Here is a 16,549-nt window from a genome sequence, read left to right on the forward strand (position 1 = left end):
CCCCTCTCCCTCAAGGGAGAGGGAGAAAATCAAAGACCGCACCTGCCTGTCCCCTCTCCCTTTGGGAGAGGGTTAGGGAGAGGGGAAAAACCGCCTACCGTTTCATCTGCGACAAAATCACATGGCACTGATTGGCATCCCCCTCTGACGGTGAAATCAGTGCCAGCAGCGCTGCGGCTGGTGTTACCAGTGTCGCCAGCGCTGCCGCCACCGCGCCACGCACAATCAGTGGGCCAGGCTTCACGCCGTAATCCGGATTTTTGAACGTGCCGCGAACGTAAAGAGGAGAACGCAGGGTAATAATACGAATGCCTTTGCTCTCCGGATCAATCGTCAAATCCAGCTGCTCCGAGGCAAAGCTCGCCGTTCCCGTCACGTTAACCAGCGCATTCTCGGTATCGAACGCCAGAATTTGTGGCCGGGCAACGCCGTTGCGGATATCAACGTTGGCCGCCGCGCAGTTCACCCGCACTTCGTCATCGCCAAAGATTTGCCCGACGATAAAGTTGCCGACGTTCAGGCCGAGGATTTCCATCAGGTTGCGGCTTACCACGCCGTCATTCATCAGCAGCTTGAGATTACCGTCGCTTGAGCCTAACAGCGCGGCGACCGAGTTGCCCGTCCCACGCAATTGAGCATCGCCATTCATTTCACCCAACGTTTTCTGCATCAGCTCAACATTTGGCATCAGCTCTTTCAGCCGCAGCCGCCTGGCCTGAATATTGGCCTCGCCCTGCATCGGTTTTTTGTTGCCCGCCAGGTGGATGGTGGCGCTGATGGTGCCGTTCGCCATGCCGAACTTCAGCGGTTGCAGGCGCAGGTCGCCGCGCTCCAGGATCACGTGCGTTGAGAGATTACTCAGCGGCAGCGTGCTGCCATGCTCGATATGCTGCCCTTTAAAGCGCACGTCGGCGTCCATCACGTCCCATTTATCGGTCTCAAAGCGATCGTAGGGCAGCACTTTGCCGGCAGGCTGGGCATCCTTTTTCACTTCAGCAGATTTGGTGCCTTTGCCAGAATCGACGCCAATCAGTGGGCCTAAATCCGCCAGCCGCAGCTGTTTCGACTCCATATCCCCTTCCAGCTTCGGCCGGGGCTTGCTCATGCTGTATTTCAGCGTGCCGTGAATATCGCTGTCGCCAATGCGCCCATTGAAGTCTCGATAGTCAAAGACCGAGCCTTTATCGGTATCGATTTTCGCCACCAGATGGCCGTCCGTTTCAAACGGCGGCGTGTCTGGCAGCACAATGCCCGTGAGATCGTAAAGCTGTCCGAGCGAGTCGCCCGAGAACTTGAGGCGCAAATCAACACCGCCCATTTTCATCGGGTCATTCACTGTGCCGCTAAACGCCACGCGCGTATTGCCGGAATGGAAATCTGCCTGCACCGGGAAAGGCGTGCCTTCGCTGCGGAGCGCCAGCATGCCGCCAATCTTGCCGGTGCCGGTGAGTGGCTGACCGTTGTAGCGCCCGTCGGCCTTCAGGCCAAAGACGTAGTCACCCGGTTTCGGGCCACTGTTTTTGCCTTTATCGCCCGTCACTTCGCTGAACGGTAGCGGTTTACCCAGCGGATCGACGAAGATCTCAATGTCAGCCTTCGTCACTTTGTCATCGACTTTGATACGGCCACGATCGAAGAGAATATTGTCCAGACGGAATGACCATGAAGAGGGCTGCGCGTCTTTCTGATTACCGGTGTCAGAGGCCAGCCTGAATGTCCAGTTGTTGGTTTTTTCCGACAGGCGAATGATGCGCGCGTCGGGCTGGACAAGCTTGATCCAAGGCAGGTACACCGTTTTAGTCAGCAAAGACAATGGCGCGAGCGTCGCTTCTACACGCGGTAAATGCACCATGGTGATTTCGGGAATGTCCGGCGGGTTGCCAAGAATAATGTCGTCGGCATGCACATGCGGCCACGGCACCCAGCTTCGCCAGCCGGTTTCCGTTGGCTGACGCTCCCAGACAATCCCCAAATCACCCCGGATCGCGAACGGACGGTTGAGCTCCGCAGACACTTTCTGGTTAATGGTTGGCTTCAGACGGTTCCAGTCAAAGGTCGCGATAATGATGATAAGCAGGACGATGAGCAGCACGAACGTCGCAAAAATGATGGCTATCGTTTTGGTGGTTTTTGACATACCGAGAGCACTCCTGTTTTGCCTCGCCTTTCATGAATATAGTTGAGGCTGACAGAAAAACGGCAGATCAGGCCAGATTAAGCATCACTTCTTCAAGGGTGGCAATCGGCACCGGACGGGATAAGAAGTAGCCCTGAGCTGCATGAGCAGGGGATTGCTGAACGTCACGCCACTCTTCCAGCGTTTCAATCCCTTCCACAATCACGCCCTGGCAATAACGGTTCATCAGTTGGATAAGCAGCTCGAATAAATTGCGCCCTTCCGGGGTTTTGCGCAGCATGATAAACAGGTCGCGAGCGACTTTGATGTAGTCATAACGCACTTCGCTGAGCGCCGAAAAGTTAGCCATTCCGGTACCGAAGTCATCCAGCCACAGTGGGCCAAACTCGCAAATGGTGGCGAACGACGAGTCCTGCGGCAGGCGAATGTGTTCCACCAGTTCGAAACGCAGCCACGGCGTGTTTTCGATTTGCGCGATCAGCGACAAGTCCTGACGCATCGCCAGCAGCGTTGGGCCGTCCACATTGACCGACGCCAGGATGCCGTTGTGGGTGAAAAAATCCTGCTTTGCGGTCAACACCGCCAGTTGCTCTTTGACGATGTCGATACGCTGGCGCACGGCCACTTCTGCAAAGTAGCGATCCGGGGCAATGCGCTGGCCCGGATGCTCCGGGTGCGTCACGACCGTCAGCACTTCAACCGCCATCAGGCGACCATCGATTTTGTAGATGGGCTGGTAAGTATAAGCACGCTCACACTCCAGCCAATAGCGTCGCTCCTGAAGGCTTTCAATGCCTGCATCGGGAAGGCTTAGCCGCTGGATAACCTGCTTTAACTTCATCTCAGCTGTCCTGTTAATAGGGGGAATCTCTCGGAACTCGTCATTGGGTTATCGGCGCTGAGGGTGAGAACTTTATGTTCAACTCGCGGCATTTTGCGAATCTGTGCGGGAAGTTTCTGAGCAAGATACGCGCCAGCTCAAAAAAATAATGGAACGTTGTTTTAATATAGTTGACCCCCTTACAGCCACAGCGCAAACTAGCGCTTATTTTTTCCGATTTCGATAAGGCCTGGAGACTATGTCCAAGAAAATTGCCGTCATTGGCGAATGCATGATTGAGCTTTCAGAGAAGGGTTCGCTGGTGAATCGCGGTTTTGGCGGCGATACGCTGAACACCTCCGTGTACATCGCCCGTCAGGTGGCACAAAGCAGCCTCCAGGTCAGCTACATTACTGCGCTGGGCACGGACAGTTTCAGCCAGCAGATGCTGGACGCCTGGCAGAATGAGAACGTCGACACCCGCCTGATTCAACGCATGGCCAACCGCATGCCGGGCCTGTATTACATCGAAACCGACGATACAGGTGAGCGCACTTTCTACTACTGGCGCAACGAAGCGGCCGCAAAATTCTGGCTGGAAAGCGAGGAGTCCGCGGCTATCTGCGAAGAGCTGGCAACGTATGACTACCTCTACCTGAGCGGTATCAGCCTGGCGATTTTAAGCCCTGCCAGCCGTGAAAAACTCTTCTCACTACTGCACGAATGCCGGGCAAACGGCGGCAAAGTCATTTTCGACAACAACTATCGCCCGCGCCTGTGGGCCAGCCGCGAAGAGACGCAGCAGGTCTATCAGCAGATGCTGGCATGCACAGATATCGCCTTCCTGACGCTGGATGACGAAGACGCGCTGTGGGGCGAAAAACCGGTGGACGAAGTGATTGCCCGCACCCACGCGGCTGGCGTGAATGAAGTGGTGGTGAAGCGCGGAGCAGACTCCTGCCTGGTGTCGCTGGCGGGCGAAGCCGTTGTGGATGTGCCTGCGGTGAAACTGCCAAAAGAGAAAGTCGTGGATACGACAGCGGCGGGAGATTCCTTCAGCGCGGGGTATCTGGCGGTTCGTCTGACGGGTGGCGACACGAAAGCGGCTGCCGAGCGTGGGCACCTGACTGCCAGCACTGTGATTCAGTATCGCGGGGCGATTATTCCTCGGGATGCGATGCCTGAGTGAAGAGTGTGAGGGTGAAGGCAACGTCCGGCTGACACCCTCTCCCTAACCCTCTCCCCAGGGAGAGGGAACCGATCGGCGCGGTCTTTGATTTTCTCCCTCTCCCATGGGGAGAGGGTCGGGGAGAGGGGGAACAGCGCGTACCTGTCCTTACTGCCCCGGCGGAATATCCGTCACATCCTGATGCGCATCGTCATTCGCTGCAGGGGCAGCGGCTGCCGGTTGCACCATCAGTTTGTCCCACGTTTCCTGCAAATCCTTCATGTTGTATTCCGGCTCGCCTTTCGGCTGCTGGAGGATCAGCGCCATCTCTTGTGACAGCTGCTGACGCAGGTCCTGATTCAGGCTTTCAACCGTCAACGAATTCAGGAAATCCTGACGCACTTTCTGATACTGCTCCGGCGCAATATCCACCACCTGATTTTGCAGGGAGCGCATGCGCTGACTGATCAGCAAATCCGTATTGGTGCGGGCGTAGGTCGCAAACAGCTTCTGCAACTCGAGATTTTTCTGCGCAATCAGCGCGTTGAACTCTTCCTGCGTCAGGCCATTTTCACGCACTTTTGCCAGCTCGCGCGCCACCAAACCGAGGTTGTTATTGAGCTTCTCGTTCGGTGAATCGACGTTGATCGCACATTGCGCACGCAGATAAAGCACGCGGCAATCAAAGCCCAGGCCGATGTCTTTCACGTTGTTTTTGCTGAGATTCTGCTGCACATGCCAGAACAGGGCTTCACGAGCGAGATCCGCACGCCAGTAACGCTGAAGCGCAGCGGATTCGCGGATTGGCGTCCATGGCGTGTCCCACATGATAGACAGGCGGTCTTGCGGCACCGCGTCGGTCATGATGCTGACCGGCTGCGGTGACAGCGGAGCCAGCGTTGGCACGGCGGCAGGTGTTTCGCGTTTGCCTTTTAACTCGCCAAAGATTTTGTTGATTTGCTCGCCTACGCTGCGGCTGTCGACGTTACCGACCACAATCAGCGTCATCGCATCCGGCGTGTACCATTTGTGGTAGAAGCTTTTCAGCTGCGCGGCGTCAACAGGCTGTTTGAGCGGTTCGGCCGGATCGTGGCCCAGCATCGTTGAGCCCTTCAGGCGATAGCGCCACCAGCCTTCTTTCGGATCCTGAGGCCATGTCACCACCATGTCTTCGCCGCTGAGCGCGTGATTCACGGCTTCCGGGGTGATGTTCAGCTTACCGCCCGCATCGGCGAGGTAAGTCAGCGCTTCTTTGAGTAAATCATTGCGGTTATTCGGCAGGCTCAGGCTGAACAAGGTGTAGTCGTAAGAAACGATCGCCGGAGGCATCGGATGCTGAGGATCAATGCCCTGCTGCCATAAAGAACGTGCCTGCATGGTCTCTAAGCTGCCGCTCTGCGAGAGCGCCAGCCGGGGAATAAAGTGGCTATAGCCAGTCTGCTGAGTGCTCTCACTCAGGGAACCGATGTTGACCTGAAGGCGGATTTCAACACGATCGCTTGGGCGCTGCGGCGTGGCTAACACCTGCCACTGAAGTCCGTTCGCCAGTGTTCCCTGTTGCCATGCCGGGTCTGGCTGGAGCGCTTCTGCTTGCACATAGCCCGCGGTCGCCATCATCAGCATCCCGCCCGCTACGAGTCGAATTTTTGTGCCCTGCATGTGAACCCCTGAATCAACAATCCTGGTTAAAATGACAACTCATGATCATTATGATGAGTTAAATACGTGGTTATACCCGTCATACTTCAAGCTGCAGGGGCGCTGGCTGCACTCCCTCACCCCAGTCACTTACTCAAGTAAGCTCCTGGGGATTCACTCCCTTGCCATCTACCTGCAACTCGAATTATTTAGGGTATAGACCGTGCGAAAGATGAAAAGTCACACGTTCCACGAAAAATATGGTCAATTATGCGCAGGAGCCCGTAGTCCATCAAGGGACTACGGGCAGATAGATGTGATAAGTCGCGGGATTATGAGGAAATTTGTTGCGTTTTCTCAGCCGGAGTACGGTTATTGAGCGTATCGTCGAGCTGTTTGGTGTCCAGCTCTTTTACCCATTTTGCCACCACGATGGTCGCCACACCGTTACCAACAAGGTTGGTCAGCGCACGGGCTTCAGACATAAAGCGGTCAATGCCCAAAATCAGCGCCAGACCCGCTACCGGTAAATGACCGACCGCTGAGATAGTCGCCGCGAGCACGATAAAGCCACTGCCCGTCACGCCCGCCGCCCCTTTCGAGGAAAGCAGCAACACCACCAGCAGCGTTATCTGATGGAAAATATCCATATGGCTGTTGGTCGCCTGAGCGATAAACACCGCCGCCATGGTCAGGTAAATCGAGGTGCCGTCGAGGTTAAACGAGTAACCTGTCGGAATGACTAACCCCACCACCGATTTCCGACAGCCCAGCTTTTCCATCTTATCGAGCATACGCGGCAGCGCAGATTCAGAAGATGACGTCCCCAGAACAATCAGCAGCTCTTCTCGGATATAACGGATGAATTTGAAAATGCTAAAGCCCGTCGCTCGCGCAATCGACCCGAGCACCACCACCACGAACAAAATACAGGTGATGTAGAAGCAGATGATGAGCTGCCCGAGCTGCACCAGCGTACCGACACCGTATTTCCCGATGGTAAACGCCATCGCGCCGAATGCACCAATCGGGGCCAGACGCATGATCATGTTGATAATGCCGAAAATGACCTGAGAGAAGCTCTCAATCACGTTGAAAATCAGCTGGCCTTTGCTGCCCAGACGGTGCAGCGCAAAACCAAACAGCACAGCGAACATCAGCACCTGCAAAATATTACCGCTGGCAAACGCGCCTATCACGCTGGAAGGGATGACATCCAACAGGAAGGCGACCACGCCCTGATCTTTCGCCTGATCGGCATACACCGCCACCGCATGCGCATCAAGGGTTGCCGGGTCGACGTTCATGCCTGCCCCTGGCTGCACCAGGTTCACAATCACCAGACCGATAATCAGCGCCAGCGTACTGACCACTTCAAAGTAGAGCAGCGCCACCGCACCGGTGCGGCCAACGGCTTTCATGCTCTCCATTCCGGCAATACCGGTCACCACGGTACAGAAGATGACGGGAGCGATAACCATTTTGATGAGCTTAACGAAGGCATCGCCAAGCGGCTTCATTTGAGCACCGAGTTCCGGGTAGTAGTGGCCGAGCAAAATACCGATAGCGATAGCCGTCAGGACCTGGAAGTAAAGGCTTTTGAACAGAGAGGTTTTCATAGGATGTCCTTAAATATAAAACCACAGGCTGAATAGGGTTTTTATTCGCCTGCGGCTTTAAAATAACATCCGGCATACAACACAGAAACAAAATGGCTGACTAATGTTAAAAATTTAGAGCTGACTCGTAAAAGCGCGCAACAATTACGCGCTTTCATTTTCATCAAGGGACTCGAGATAGTGGCTCTCGAAGGTTTCCGGGGCAACCGCACGATCGAACAGGAAGCCCTGGGCGATATCCACCCCTGCCGTTTTCAGCCAGTCGAATTGGGCTTGTGTTTCAACGCCTTCCGCCACAATGCTCAGGTTCAGGCTGCGCGCCAGTTGAATGATGGCCGACACCATGCTGGTGTCATTGGGCAGCGATTCAACGAAGATCTTGTCGATTTTGAGAATATCGACCGGCAGCGATTTCATATGCTGAAGCTGACGCAAACCGGCATAGCCCATGCCGAAGTCGTCGAGCGCGATTTGTACCCCCGCATTACGCAGCGGGCGCAAGATTGCCACGGCGGCTTTCGGGTCGTCGATACGTCGGCTTTCGGTCACTTCCAGCACCAGCGTACCGCGTGCAATCCTGTAGCGGTTCAGTAGTTCGAGCACGTCCGCCACCATGTCGTGATGCAGGAGCTGCAACGCCGAAAGGTTAACGGACAGCGGCAGCATGATGCCCCGACTCTGCCACGCCGCGAGCTGACGGCAGGCTTCTTCCAGCACCCAGTAACCCACCGTGACCATCAGGCCGCAGGTTTCAATCCGCTCGATAAGATCGGGCGGCAGCTCCCAGCTCCCGTCCGGCTGGCGTAAACGTAACAGCACTTCGGCGCTGCACACTTTGCCGCTGGCAATATCCACCTGCGGCTGAAGCCAGATGGCGAACTGCTGGTTATCGAGCGCGGAAAGGATGTCACTCTCTTCGGTCAGGCGTTGTTGCGCTTTTTCCATCTGCTCCGGATCGAAGAACTCAATCTGGTTTTTGCCCTTACGACGAGCGGTAAAAGCCGCCGAGCAAGCGCGACGATAGAGCTGTTCTGCGGATAAATCGCCATGGAACATCGCAATCCCGATGCTCGCACTGGGGCGCAGCTGAATGCCCTGAAGCGGCAAACGCTCATTAATGAGAGTGAGTACTTGCTGACTTAATGTAATGGCATGCCACGGCTCTTTCACCCCGTGAGCCAGGATAGCAAAGTCATAACCGCTGATTTGCGCCAGCACCATACGCGGTGAAATCACCGATTTGAGCTTCTCAACCAGCGTCAGCAGCAGCATTTCACGCTGGTTCTCTTTCAGCACACCTGCAGTGTCCTGCAGCGTTTCACAGGCCACCACCATCAATGCAGTGGTCTTCTGATGCGCGACGGTTTGTTCCAGTAAAGCCAGCAGAAAAGCTTTGTTAGGCAGGTCAGTCACCGGAAAACGTGTGGAATGGCTGCTCAGCTCTTCATGCTGGCGCAACATAATTTGCTGGTTACGGTTGTAGCTGCGCACCATCATGCCGATTTCATCGTCATGATGCAGGCGCGGCAGCACCAACTGGTGCCCGACGCGTTCCTGCGGAGACACATCGTTCAGTTCGCGAGCAAGGGTGCGCAGAGGCCGCACAATCAGACGGTTAATGCACCACGTTAATCCAACGGTCAGCATTAACACCAGAAGTAAGTAAGCAGTCACCAACGTCGCAAGGGCGCTCATGACAAACTTATAGGTTCGATAAGAATCCGATTGCAGCACCAGATAAGCCAATGGCTGCGGGTTTGCCGGGCGTTCCAGGGAGTAAACCGGCAGCGAAATCTGCACGGGAAGTTCAAACGTGCGGGTGATCCAGACCGGCACCGGGCGCTCTTCAATAAAGCGCATGCCTAACGCCTGAAACTGATTGGGCAACACCACATCCGCACGGCTGACAATGCCCGCAGGCTGAATGCGCCCCAGAATGGTTTCGGCTTCCGGAATATCGCCTTTCAAAATGGCGGAAGAAAGCGGTTCCCGCACGGAACGGGCGATGCTTTCGAGCTGCGTCGCCGTCATGTAGCGGTTCTGCTGAACAAAATGGAAGAACAAAATGGAACAAAAGACGAACACAAACACCATGGTCACTGCCGCCACCATGGCCATTTGTTTAATTGTGAGTGAGCGGCTGACGCGCAAAGGAACTCTCCCCAGAGTAAAACCACGCCCTTCGGCGGATCACGTTAAGGCCGGGTTAGCACAGTTCAACCCGGCATTAAGTGATTTTCGGCACATTATACGCTAACTGAGAGTATATCGTGACGGGAGAAAGCAGTTTTCGGGCGAATCTGTTACCAGTCAGCGTAAGGGATCAGCGGCTGCGGCGGCAAGTCCATATCGCCCTGCCAGCCTGCGGCAGAATAACGCACATACAGCAACGCATGGCTCGGGGTGTAATCCTTCGCCTGCTGAATGTCGATAGCCGCGCCGATAAACCAGTTTGAGGTCAAACGACGCTCAATCAACGCGTGCGCGGTATAACCGAAGCCCGAACTGCTACTGCCATCATCAATAATCTGACTGCCTTCATTGCGGAAGTCTGCCGGAAGCAGGTTCGGCAACGGGTAGCGCGCCTGGTTATCTGTTTTCGAATGCGACCACGATACCGACCCGCCCAGTTCCCATGACCAGTTCTCGGTACGCTGACGCCAGTTCACCGGCACCGCAAACGACAAATATTGCTGCGGGCTGTAATAACCGCCCTGCCCAAGGGTGTAGCCGCTGAGATCTTTGTCGTAGTGCCAGATCATGTTGTTGAGGCCGACCGTTACCCGGCGATCGTTCTCATTGATGACCTTGTAGTAATACCCGGCCATCCAGCGGGCGCGCCAGTTATCTTCCACATTCTGACCGGTCAGCGTATCGGCGCTTAATGAAGCCCAGACGCCGTTCGCATCCCCTTTGTCATAACTGAGGCTCACGCCGCCCCCGTTGGCCCGTACGCCGCCCCAGGTGGTGCCGGTGTTGGTATCTTTTTGCCCGCCGAATGCCAGCAAAGAGCTGGAAATTGGGCGGCGATGCCCTTCGAGCGTATAGCCCAGCGAACCGATGCTGTTGCTGTAACTCAGGCCGCCGACGACATCCACAACGTCAAAGCCCATCGGCGTGGTGCCAATGTCCATATCCCAGGTCGCGTTACGCCAGCCCACGGCAACGCTCGCCCCTTTGCCGCTTTGGCTCTTATCGCCGCCAAAACAGGTGATATCGGCGCAGGTGCCCCATTTCGGTGAATACCCGCCGTTTTCATCCGTGGAGAAACTGCCCTCGTTCATGTTCACGTAATCGCTACGGAAGAACATGCGGCCATCCGCCAGCGGCGCATCCACCTGGAACATGGTGGTGTGAGCTTTAAGATCGGAATAGCCACCGGTGCCGCTTGAGCCCCAGTAGTTATGTTCGAGGGTAACGTTCACATCCTGCTGACGGTAAAGATCGGCTGCATCGCTGCGCACGCCTCGTTTGAGCCAGTCATCTTTCGGATCATTACGCGTCAGACGGGTAAAGGTATCGTTATCCTGCGGGCGAACCGGCGTGATACCGGCTGCCACCATCGCATCTTTATAGCCTTCCAGCGCGGCTTGCGGGTCGCCGTTTTGGACCTGAAAACGCGAGTTATCACGCAAAACCAGCGCGCTATCCATCGATGCGGGCTGTGCTTTTGCCTGTGGCACGATGGAGCTGAAAATCTGTTGGGCTTTTGCCGTGTCGCCCAGGCTTGCATCCACCAGCGCGATGCGGCGTTGAGTGCCGAGTGAAGGCGTTTCCCCCGCCGCAGGGGCTTTGATTTTCGCCAGTTGTTCACGAGCGGCGGCATCATTGCCGTCAGCCACATACACTTCTGCCAGACCTAAGCGTGCATCGTCGTTGTCCGCTTCTTTCGCCAGAGCCGAGTTGTAGGCTGCGATTGCCGCAGGGGTATCACCGCGCTGCTGCGCCCAGTCTGCCAGCGTTAAATCAAAACGCGCCGACGGTGGCTGCTGTTTCAGCAGAGCAATGGCCTGGTCTTCATGGCGGTTATCACGCAGCAGCCTGGCTTTTTGCAGGAGCTGGTCAGACTCAAGACGGTCTGAAAGCTCCTGAATATTGGCATTCCATTGGCTTTTCGGCAGGGTGTTGAGGTGTGACAGCGCCGCCAGATCCTGATTGTTCCCCGAAAGATAAAGGCTGTAGGCGTATACCTGATCCGGATCGCCGGACTTTTTGCGCGCCAGATCCATCATCAGATTATCGGCTTCACCGCGCTGCCCGGCGCTGTTTAAGTCTTTCGCCAGACGATAAGTCACCCACACGCTTTCAGGATCCATCGCCAGCCTGCGGCGCTGAAGTTCAGCCGCTTGCGCCCAGCGCCCCTGATTTTCCAGGGCTTCGGCTTGCTGTGACAGACGATCGTCGGTCAGGCTGCGTTCAATATCATCGATACTGCGTCTTTGGCTGGCAGAGAGCCCGTTGATAAACGCCGTCGCCTTCTCAGGTGACTCTGCCCGGTAAATATTTGCGAGCCCGCGCACGGCGTTGCTGTTCGTGCGATCCAGGCGCAAAGCCTGCTGGTAATAACGTTCTGCGGCCGCCGTGTCTTTGCGAGCCAGGGCCACATCACCCAGGCCAAGCACGGCGTAGCTGTTGCTGTTGTCCACGCGTTGCGCCTGCTGATAGAAGCGCTGCGCCTGATCGAGATTATTAGTCTTCAGCGCCGCATCGCCCTTACGGATAAGCGGCCAGACTATTTGCCAGGTCTGCGGTTTGCTGGCTTCCACCTTCGCCACTTCCGCAGCTTTGGCCTGCTGTTCGGCTTTGGCGTGGAACACCGGATCGGCCAGTTGCTTTTGCTGTTCAGCCAGTTTGCTGCGAGCTTCATCCGCCAGATCACCGGTGGTGAAAAGCGTCAGGAAACGCTGCAACGCTTTCACGCTGTTATCGCTGGGCGGTTGGTTCTTAACCTGGCCATACCAAATGTCTGCCGCCGTCCCGCGGCCTGCGTCAGAGCGAGCCATCTGCTCCAGCACCGCGTAGCCTTCCTGACTGCGGTTATCGGCAAACAGCATTTTCGCAAGCGTTGTCTGTAATTGGGTGTTGCCCGGCGACGTCGCGTTAATGGCTTTCAGTTTGTTGACGGCTTCGTTATGGCGAGCAGGCAGACGTGCCACCGCGCTCCAGTATTCCACCGCAAGATCGCCATCAGGCGGCACGCCGTTGAACAGTTTGTCGTAGAGCGCAATCCCTTCAGGAATATGCCCGGTCGTGACCTGCAAACGCGCCTGCTGCAAGGCCTGACGCCCCTCGCCGCTCGACAGTTGCAGCTCGCTCTGCGAGGCTTTGAGGGTGTCGGAATCCGGCGCTAAAGCCTTCAGGCGTTCAAGCTGTTTCTGAGCTCCGGCGTTGTCGCCCTGCCGCAGCAGATAGCGCATACGAGCGGCAATCACCTGCGGGTCGTCAGGCGCAATAAGCTCCAGGCGATAGAGCGACTGGCGCACCAGATCTTCACGTTTGGTCGATTCGCCCAGTCGAACCTGGTCGAGGAGTTGTTGCTGTGCCGACGACGCGGCATGCGCAAGAGGCATGAGCGCAATGCCGAGCGAGAGGCTGAGTAAACTTAGTGAGAAGGTACGCATTCCTGGCCCCAGTCAGGTAGAAGTTCACCGCGAGCAGTGAACCGAAAACGGTGTTGATCCCATCCTTGCCCGAACAGGGTCAGAACATAGCTGTAATAGGCGCCATTGCCCGGAAAATGGTCTGCCACGCGCTGGCGTTGTACCGCCTGAGCATCGCGATTTTGCAGGAAAGGCAGCAGCGAAGCAGAAAACCCTACCGGCCCATCGCCGTCAATGTTGCCCGTAGCGATATCGATTTTTTCAGGCACCACACCGGCTTTCGCGGTTTGCGCCGCCATGGCTTTAAACTTGTTCAGCAACCGGGCTTTCTGCGGATCGGCATCGTTCATCATCCCAGTCCACAGATACACGCGAATGGCGTCGTAGCTGCCGAGCAAAGATTTATCCTGCTTTAACTGCCAGCCTTTTTTCTTGTCAAAGCGCACCCAGTTTGGCGAGTAGCCTTTCGGCGCAGTCTCCAGCAGCAAGCGTAAATTCGTCGCCTGTAAGGCTTTCCACGGCTCACCAAAACGGGCGAAGTAAGCGGCGAGTTGAGGAGGCAAATAGCTGGGATTAAACCGCCAGCCTGCCTCGTCGACAAAGCCCACTTTCCCCGGTAGCAACATCGAGCCGAGGCCCGGCACCTTAACGACTTCTTCACTGGCGATACGAGAGAGCAACGCTTTGCCCGCTTCGCTGTACTGCGGCTGATTCCATAACCGCCCCGCTTCCAGCAGCGACCAGGCAATCCAGATATCGGCATCCGAGGCGGAGTTACTGTCGATAACGCTCCAGCTACCGTCCTCTTTTTTGCCCCACAGCCAGGCCGGGAGATGCGCTTTCAGGTTGCCTTCCGCGAGGTTGTTTTGCGTCCAGTTGAAGAGCGACGAAAACGCCGGGCGATCGTTAGCGGCTAAGGCGAAGAACAGCGCATAGCTCTGTCCTTCGGAGGTGGTGATTTTTCTTGCGTCGCTGGGGTCAATCACTCGCCCACCGTCGCTGATATAGTCCTTTTTAAACTGCTCCCACGCAGGCCAGTTGCAGGCCGCAGAGGCCTGCAACGTGAAAAGCATCAGCAGTGCCAGTAGAGACTGGCCCGGGCGGTTCATCATCGGTTACTCGTTATCCGGATCCAGGCGACGACGGCTGATAATGCGCAGCAGACGCCACAGCACCCAGGCCAGCAGCACGACGCTCAATGCGGCCAGAATCGACAGCAGAATCGGATGGTTAGACAGCGCAAACCAGACGCGCTCATACCATGGCAGATGCCCGACATAATAGACGTCACCGACGCGCAGGCTGTTCACGCCAGATTCACGGATAACCGAGACGGAACCAAACATCACCGCACGCTTGCCGCTGTCGTTCAGCGCTTCGTTCATCAGCTCGAAACCACGCGGGCTGTCAGCCATCAGCGCAATAACGCTACGCTGATCGTGATACGGCGACTGGAAGCCAATGATGGCGGCCATCGGGCCGTCCGAGGTCACCGTAGCCTGAGCCGCGGGCTGGCGCTCGTTGTCGTCCACATTCACGGAAGGCAATTCGTTCTGGCGAACCGGCGTTTTCACCCAGCTCTTCGTCGCATCGACCAGCAGATCAATATGCTTGTCGTCTTTCAGTTTGTCCGGGATGGAGCCAATCAGCATGATGTCGACATCCTGCTTTTGCATTTCAGCCGGATCGTCGGTCAGCTTGAGGCGAGCGCCCGTCAATCCAACTTGTCCACCGATTGTTGCGACAGTATCAAGCAGCGTGCTGACCTGATTCTGCGTCGGTTTTGACGGCATGACGATTAGCGTATCAGACAGGTCTGCCATACGGCTGAACGGGAAACCTGCGTTGGCGAACGCGCGCAGATCCGGCATCGCCAGGAAGTGGTAATAGTTGGAGAAATCGATAGTCGAATCGTCACCTATCACCACGTGGTTCTGAATCGGCTGGAAGGTAATACAGTTTTCAATGGTGCCACCCGGCATCGGGTTGGTGTACTGGAAGTCAAAGCGCATCTGGTTGGTTGCCCCCAGACGCAGCGCCGGGATCGACACTTCGTTTTTGCCATCCAGCAGGCCCTGAACAATCGGCAGACGCAGCAGCAGGCTGCTCACTTCCTGAGTGCTGCTCAGGTTGTAAGATTGCAGGAACTGGTTGTTGAGGTTGATGTCCATGCGCGAGCTGTCTTTCATCGCGGGCTGGGTGTAGCGATACTTCAGATCCATGTCGATGCCGTTGCTGCGCAGCAGATAGAGATCCGGCGGCAGGTTCAGCGACAGGTTGATGGACGCAGGCTCAAGCCCGGTAGACTGCAGCTGCTGCTCGTAGGTTTTCAGCTCGCCAAACGTCACCGGACGGTCGGTATGCACCCAGTTCGGCGCATCGTAAGGTTTACGTTCCATCAGCGGTTTGACTTCATCCACCGTGACGGTATCGCCACGGAACAGGATGTTCCCGGCGGCAATCCCTTCAGCCGCCTGCAATAAATCTTTGTCGTCGCGGCCAAACACCACCAGCAGCTTTACATACGGCTTATCCGGGTGGCTTACCATCCGGATAGTCGGTGCCTTCACCAGCGGGTAATCTTTGAGGAAATCAGGGCGCTTGTCATTGGTCGCAAACACAATGGCGTTGCGATCCGGCAACTGGTTATACAGCACCGGGAACGTCTGCCCACGCCAGCCTGCGCGCGCACCAAACCACGAAGCCACCACTGAGGCTGCTTTTTGCTGCGTGATATCCGGCGTCTCAGCAAACACCATCGGCAAATTCAGCTGGCGGTTGTCACGAGAATCAAAGAACGGCACCGGGAAGTGCGACAGGTCATTTTTGACGTTGAGCTGCTGGAAGGTCAAATCCAGCGACGTGTTACGTGCCACATCCAGCCACAGCGTGGTGCTGGCCGGGTTTTCACACACGTCGCGATAGTGGCCGACAAACTCCAGCCGCACGTTGTTCAAATCGGTGATGTAGAGCGGGTCAACCGGCACCTGAGCCATCACTTTCTTGCCCAGTTGCTCTTTGGTGACTGGCAGAACGCCCATCAGCTCGTCGTTGAGATAGACCTTGAGCTGCGACTGAACGGGCAGCAGCGAAGGCGATGGCGTATAGACCAGATTGAGCATCGCTTTCGACACCACTTCATCGCTGCGCGTACCAAACTGCACGGAACCGGTCGGGTTCGAGCCTTTCAGCACCATGCTTCCCGGCGCGGGGGCAATTTGCGCAAAGCTCAGCTTCACGTCGCGGCTTGGCGTATTTTCGACGACCGCAGGCGTGGTCACTGCTGCGGCAGAACCCACAGCACCCGGATCGGTAACCGTGGGATCAACCATGCCCGGTGCCGCAACAGGCGGAACCGGTGCCGCTGGCGTGGTTGCGTCTCCCTCAGGCACGGCAGGTGCAGCATCAGCCGGAGTGGCTGTCACGACAGGTGCATCTGCCGCGGCGGCCGCAGGTTGTTCAGGTGACGGGGTCGCCGCCGTCGGCTCGGAGTAAGTCGTCAGTGGGGTCAGTGCCCCCATTCCCACAGCCGCTGCGCAAATCCAGGAAAGTTTTCTTTTCATCATA

General features: G+C 56.4%; 9 protein-coding genes. 1 reads left to right on the top strand and 8 read right to left on the bottom strand.

Going from position 1 to position 16,549, the window contains the following annotated elements:
* Positions 1-94 precede the first annotated feature (94 nt).
* Entirely contained in the window at positions 95-2,137 is a 2,043-nt protein-coding gene (locus tag ACRCWW_RS20460; protein WP_438684036.1) for an AsmA family protein, read from the bottom strand.
* Positions 2,138-2,204: 67 nt separating this feature from the next.
* Positions 2,205-2,978, bottom strand: coding sequence for a cyclic-guanylate-specific phosphodiesterase (gene pdeH / locus ACRCWW_RS20465; RefSeq protein WP_438684037.1), 774 nt, complete (start codon positions 2,976-2,978; stop codon positions 2,205-2,207).
* A gap of 238 nt (positions 2,979-3,216) precedes the next feature.
* Here pdeH and ACRCWW_RS20470 point away from each other — a divergent pair, with 238 nt between their 5' ends.
* Positions 3,217-4,146, top strand: a complete 930-nt coding sequence (locus tag ACRCWW_RS20470) for a sugar kinase (RefSeq protein ID WP_438684038.1) — start codon at positions 3,217-3,219, stop codon at positions 4,144-4,146.
* 147 nt (positions 4,147-4,293) lie between these two features.
* Here ACRCWW_RS20470 and ACRCWW_RS20475 read toward each other — a convergent pair whose 3' ends face one another.
* The 6 genes from ACRCWW_RS20475 to bcsB all read right to left on the bottom strand — a co-directional run bounded on the left by ACRCWW_RS20475 (position 4,294) and on the right by bcsB (position 16,545).
* Positions 4,294-5,784 (bottom strand): M16 family metallopeptidase, encoded by a 1,491-nt coding sequence (locus tag ACRCWW_RS20475; protein ID WP_438684039.1) that lies wholly within the window; start codon positions 5,782-5,784, stop codon positions 4,294-4,296.
* A 311-nt stretch (positions 5,785-6,095) separates the two neighbouring features.
* Complete coding sequence (locus ACRCWW_RS20480; protein ID WP_438684040.1) at positions 6,096-7,382, bottom strand: dicarboxylate/amino acid:cation symporter; 1,287 nt, start codon at positions 7,380-7,382, stop codon at positions 6,096-6,098.
* 144 nt (positions 7,383-7,526) lie between these two features.
* A complete protein-coding gene (gene hmsP / locus ACRCWW_RS20485) occupies positions 7,527-9,533 on the bottom strand; it encodes a biofilm formation regulator HmsP (RefSeq protein WP_438684041.1) in 2,007 nt (668 codons plus the stop codon).
* A gap of 152 nt (positions 9,534-9,685) precedes the next feature.
* A complete protein-coding gene (gene bcsC, locus ACRCWW_RS20490) occupies positions 9,686-13,003 on the bottom strand; it encodes a cellulose synthase complex outer membrane protein BcsC (protein WP_438684042.1) in 3,318 nt (1,105 codons plus the stop codon).
* Entirely contained in the window at positions 12,985-14,094 is a 1,110-nt protein-coding gene (gene bcsZ / locus ACRCWW_RS20495) for a cellulose synthase complex periplasmic endoglucanase BcsZ (protein WP_438684043.1), read from the bottom strand. Before bcsZ ends, bcsC begins: the two co-directional genes overlap by 19 nt.
* A 3-nt stretch (positions 14,095-14,097) precedes the next feature.
* On the bottom strand, positions 14,098-16,545 hold the full coding sequence (bcsB, locus tag ACRCWW_RS20500) for a cellulose biosynthesis cyclic di-GMP-binding regulatory protein BcsB (RefSeq protein ID WP_438684116.1): 2,448 nt from the start codon (positions 16,543-16,545) through the stop codon (positions 14,098-14,100).
* Between the last annotated feature and the right edge of the window lie 4 nt (positions 16,546-16,549).

This window comes from Scandinavium sp., assembly GCF_051650185.1.
Lineage (GTDB): Bacteria > Pseudomonadota > Gammaproteobacteria > Enterobacterales > Enterobacteriaceae > Scandinavium.

Excerpts from the sequence above, each read along its gene's own strand:
- bcsC (WP_438684042.1), bottom strand. The coding sequence starts at position 13,003 with ATGCGTACCTTCTCACTAAGTTTACTCAGCCTCTCGCTCGGCATTGCG.
- ACRCWW_RS20475 (WP_438684039.1), bottom strand. The coding sequence starts at position 5,784 with ATGCAGGGCACAAAAATTCGACTCGTAGCGGGCGGGATGCTGATGATG.
- pdeH (WP_438684037.1), bottom strand. The coding sequence starts at position 2,978 with ATGAAGTTAAAGCAGGTTATCCAGCGGCTAAGCCTTCCCGATGCAGGC.
- ACRCWW_RS20480 (WP_438684040.1), bottom strand. The coding sequence starts at position 7,382 with ATGAAAACCTCTCTGTTCAAAAGCCTTTACTTCCAGGTCCTGACGGCT.
- bcsZ (WP_438684043.1), bottom strand. The coding sequence starts at position 14,094 with ATGATGAACCGCCCGGGCCAGTCTCTACTGGCACTGCTGATGCTTTTC.
- ACRCWW_RS20460 (WP_438684036.1), bottom strand. The coding sequence starts at position 2,137 with ATGTCAAAAACCACCAAAACGATAGCCATCATTTTTGCGACGTTCGTG.
- bcsB (WP_438684116.1), bottom strand. The coding sequence starts at position 16,545 with ATGAAAAGAAAACTTTCCTGGATTTGCGCAGCGGCTGTGGGAATGGGG.
- ACRCWW_RS20470 (WP_438684038.1), top strand. The coding sequence starts at position 3,217 with ATGTCCAAGAAAATTGCCGTCATTGGCGAATGCATGATTGAGCTTTCA.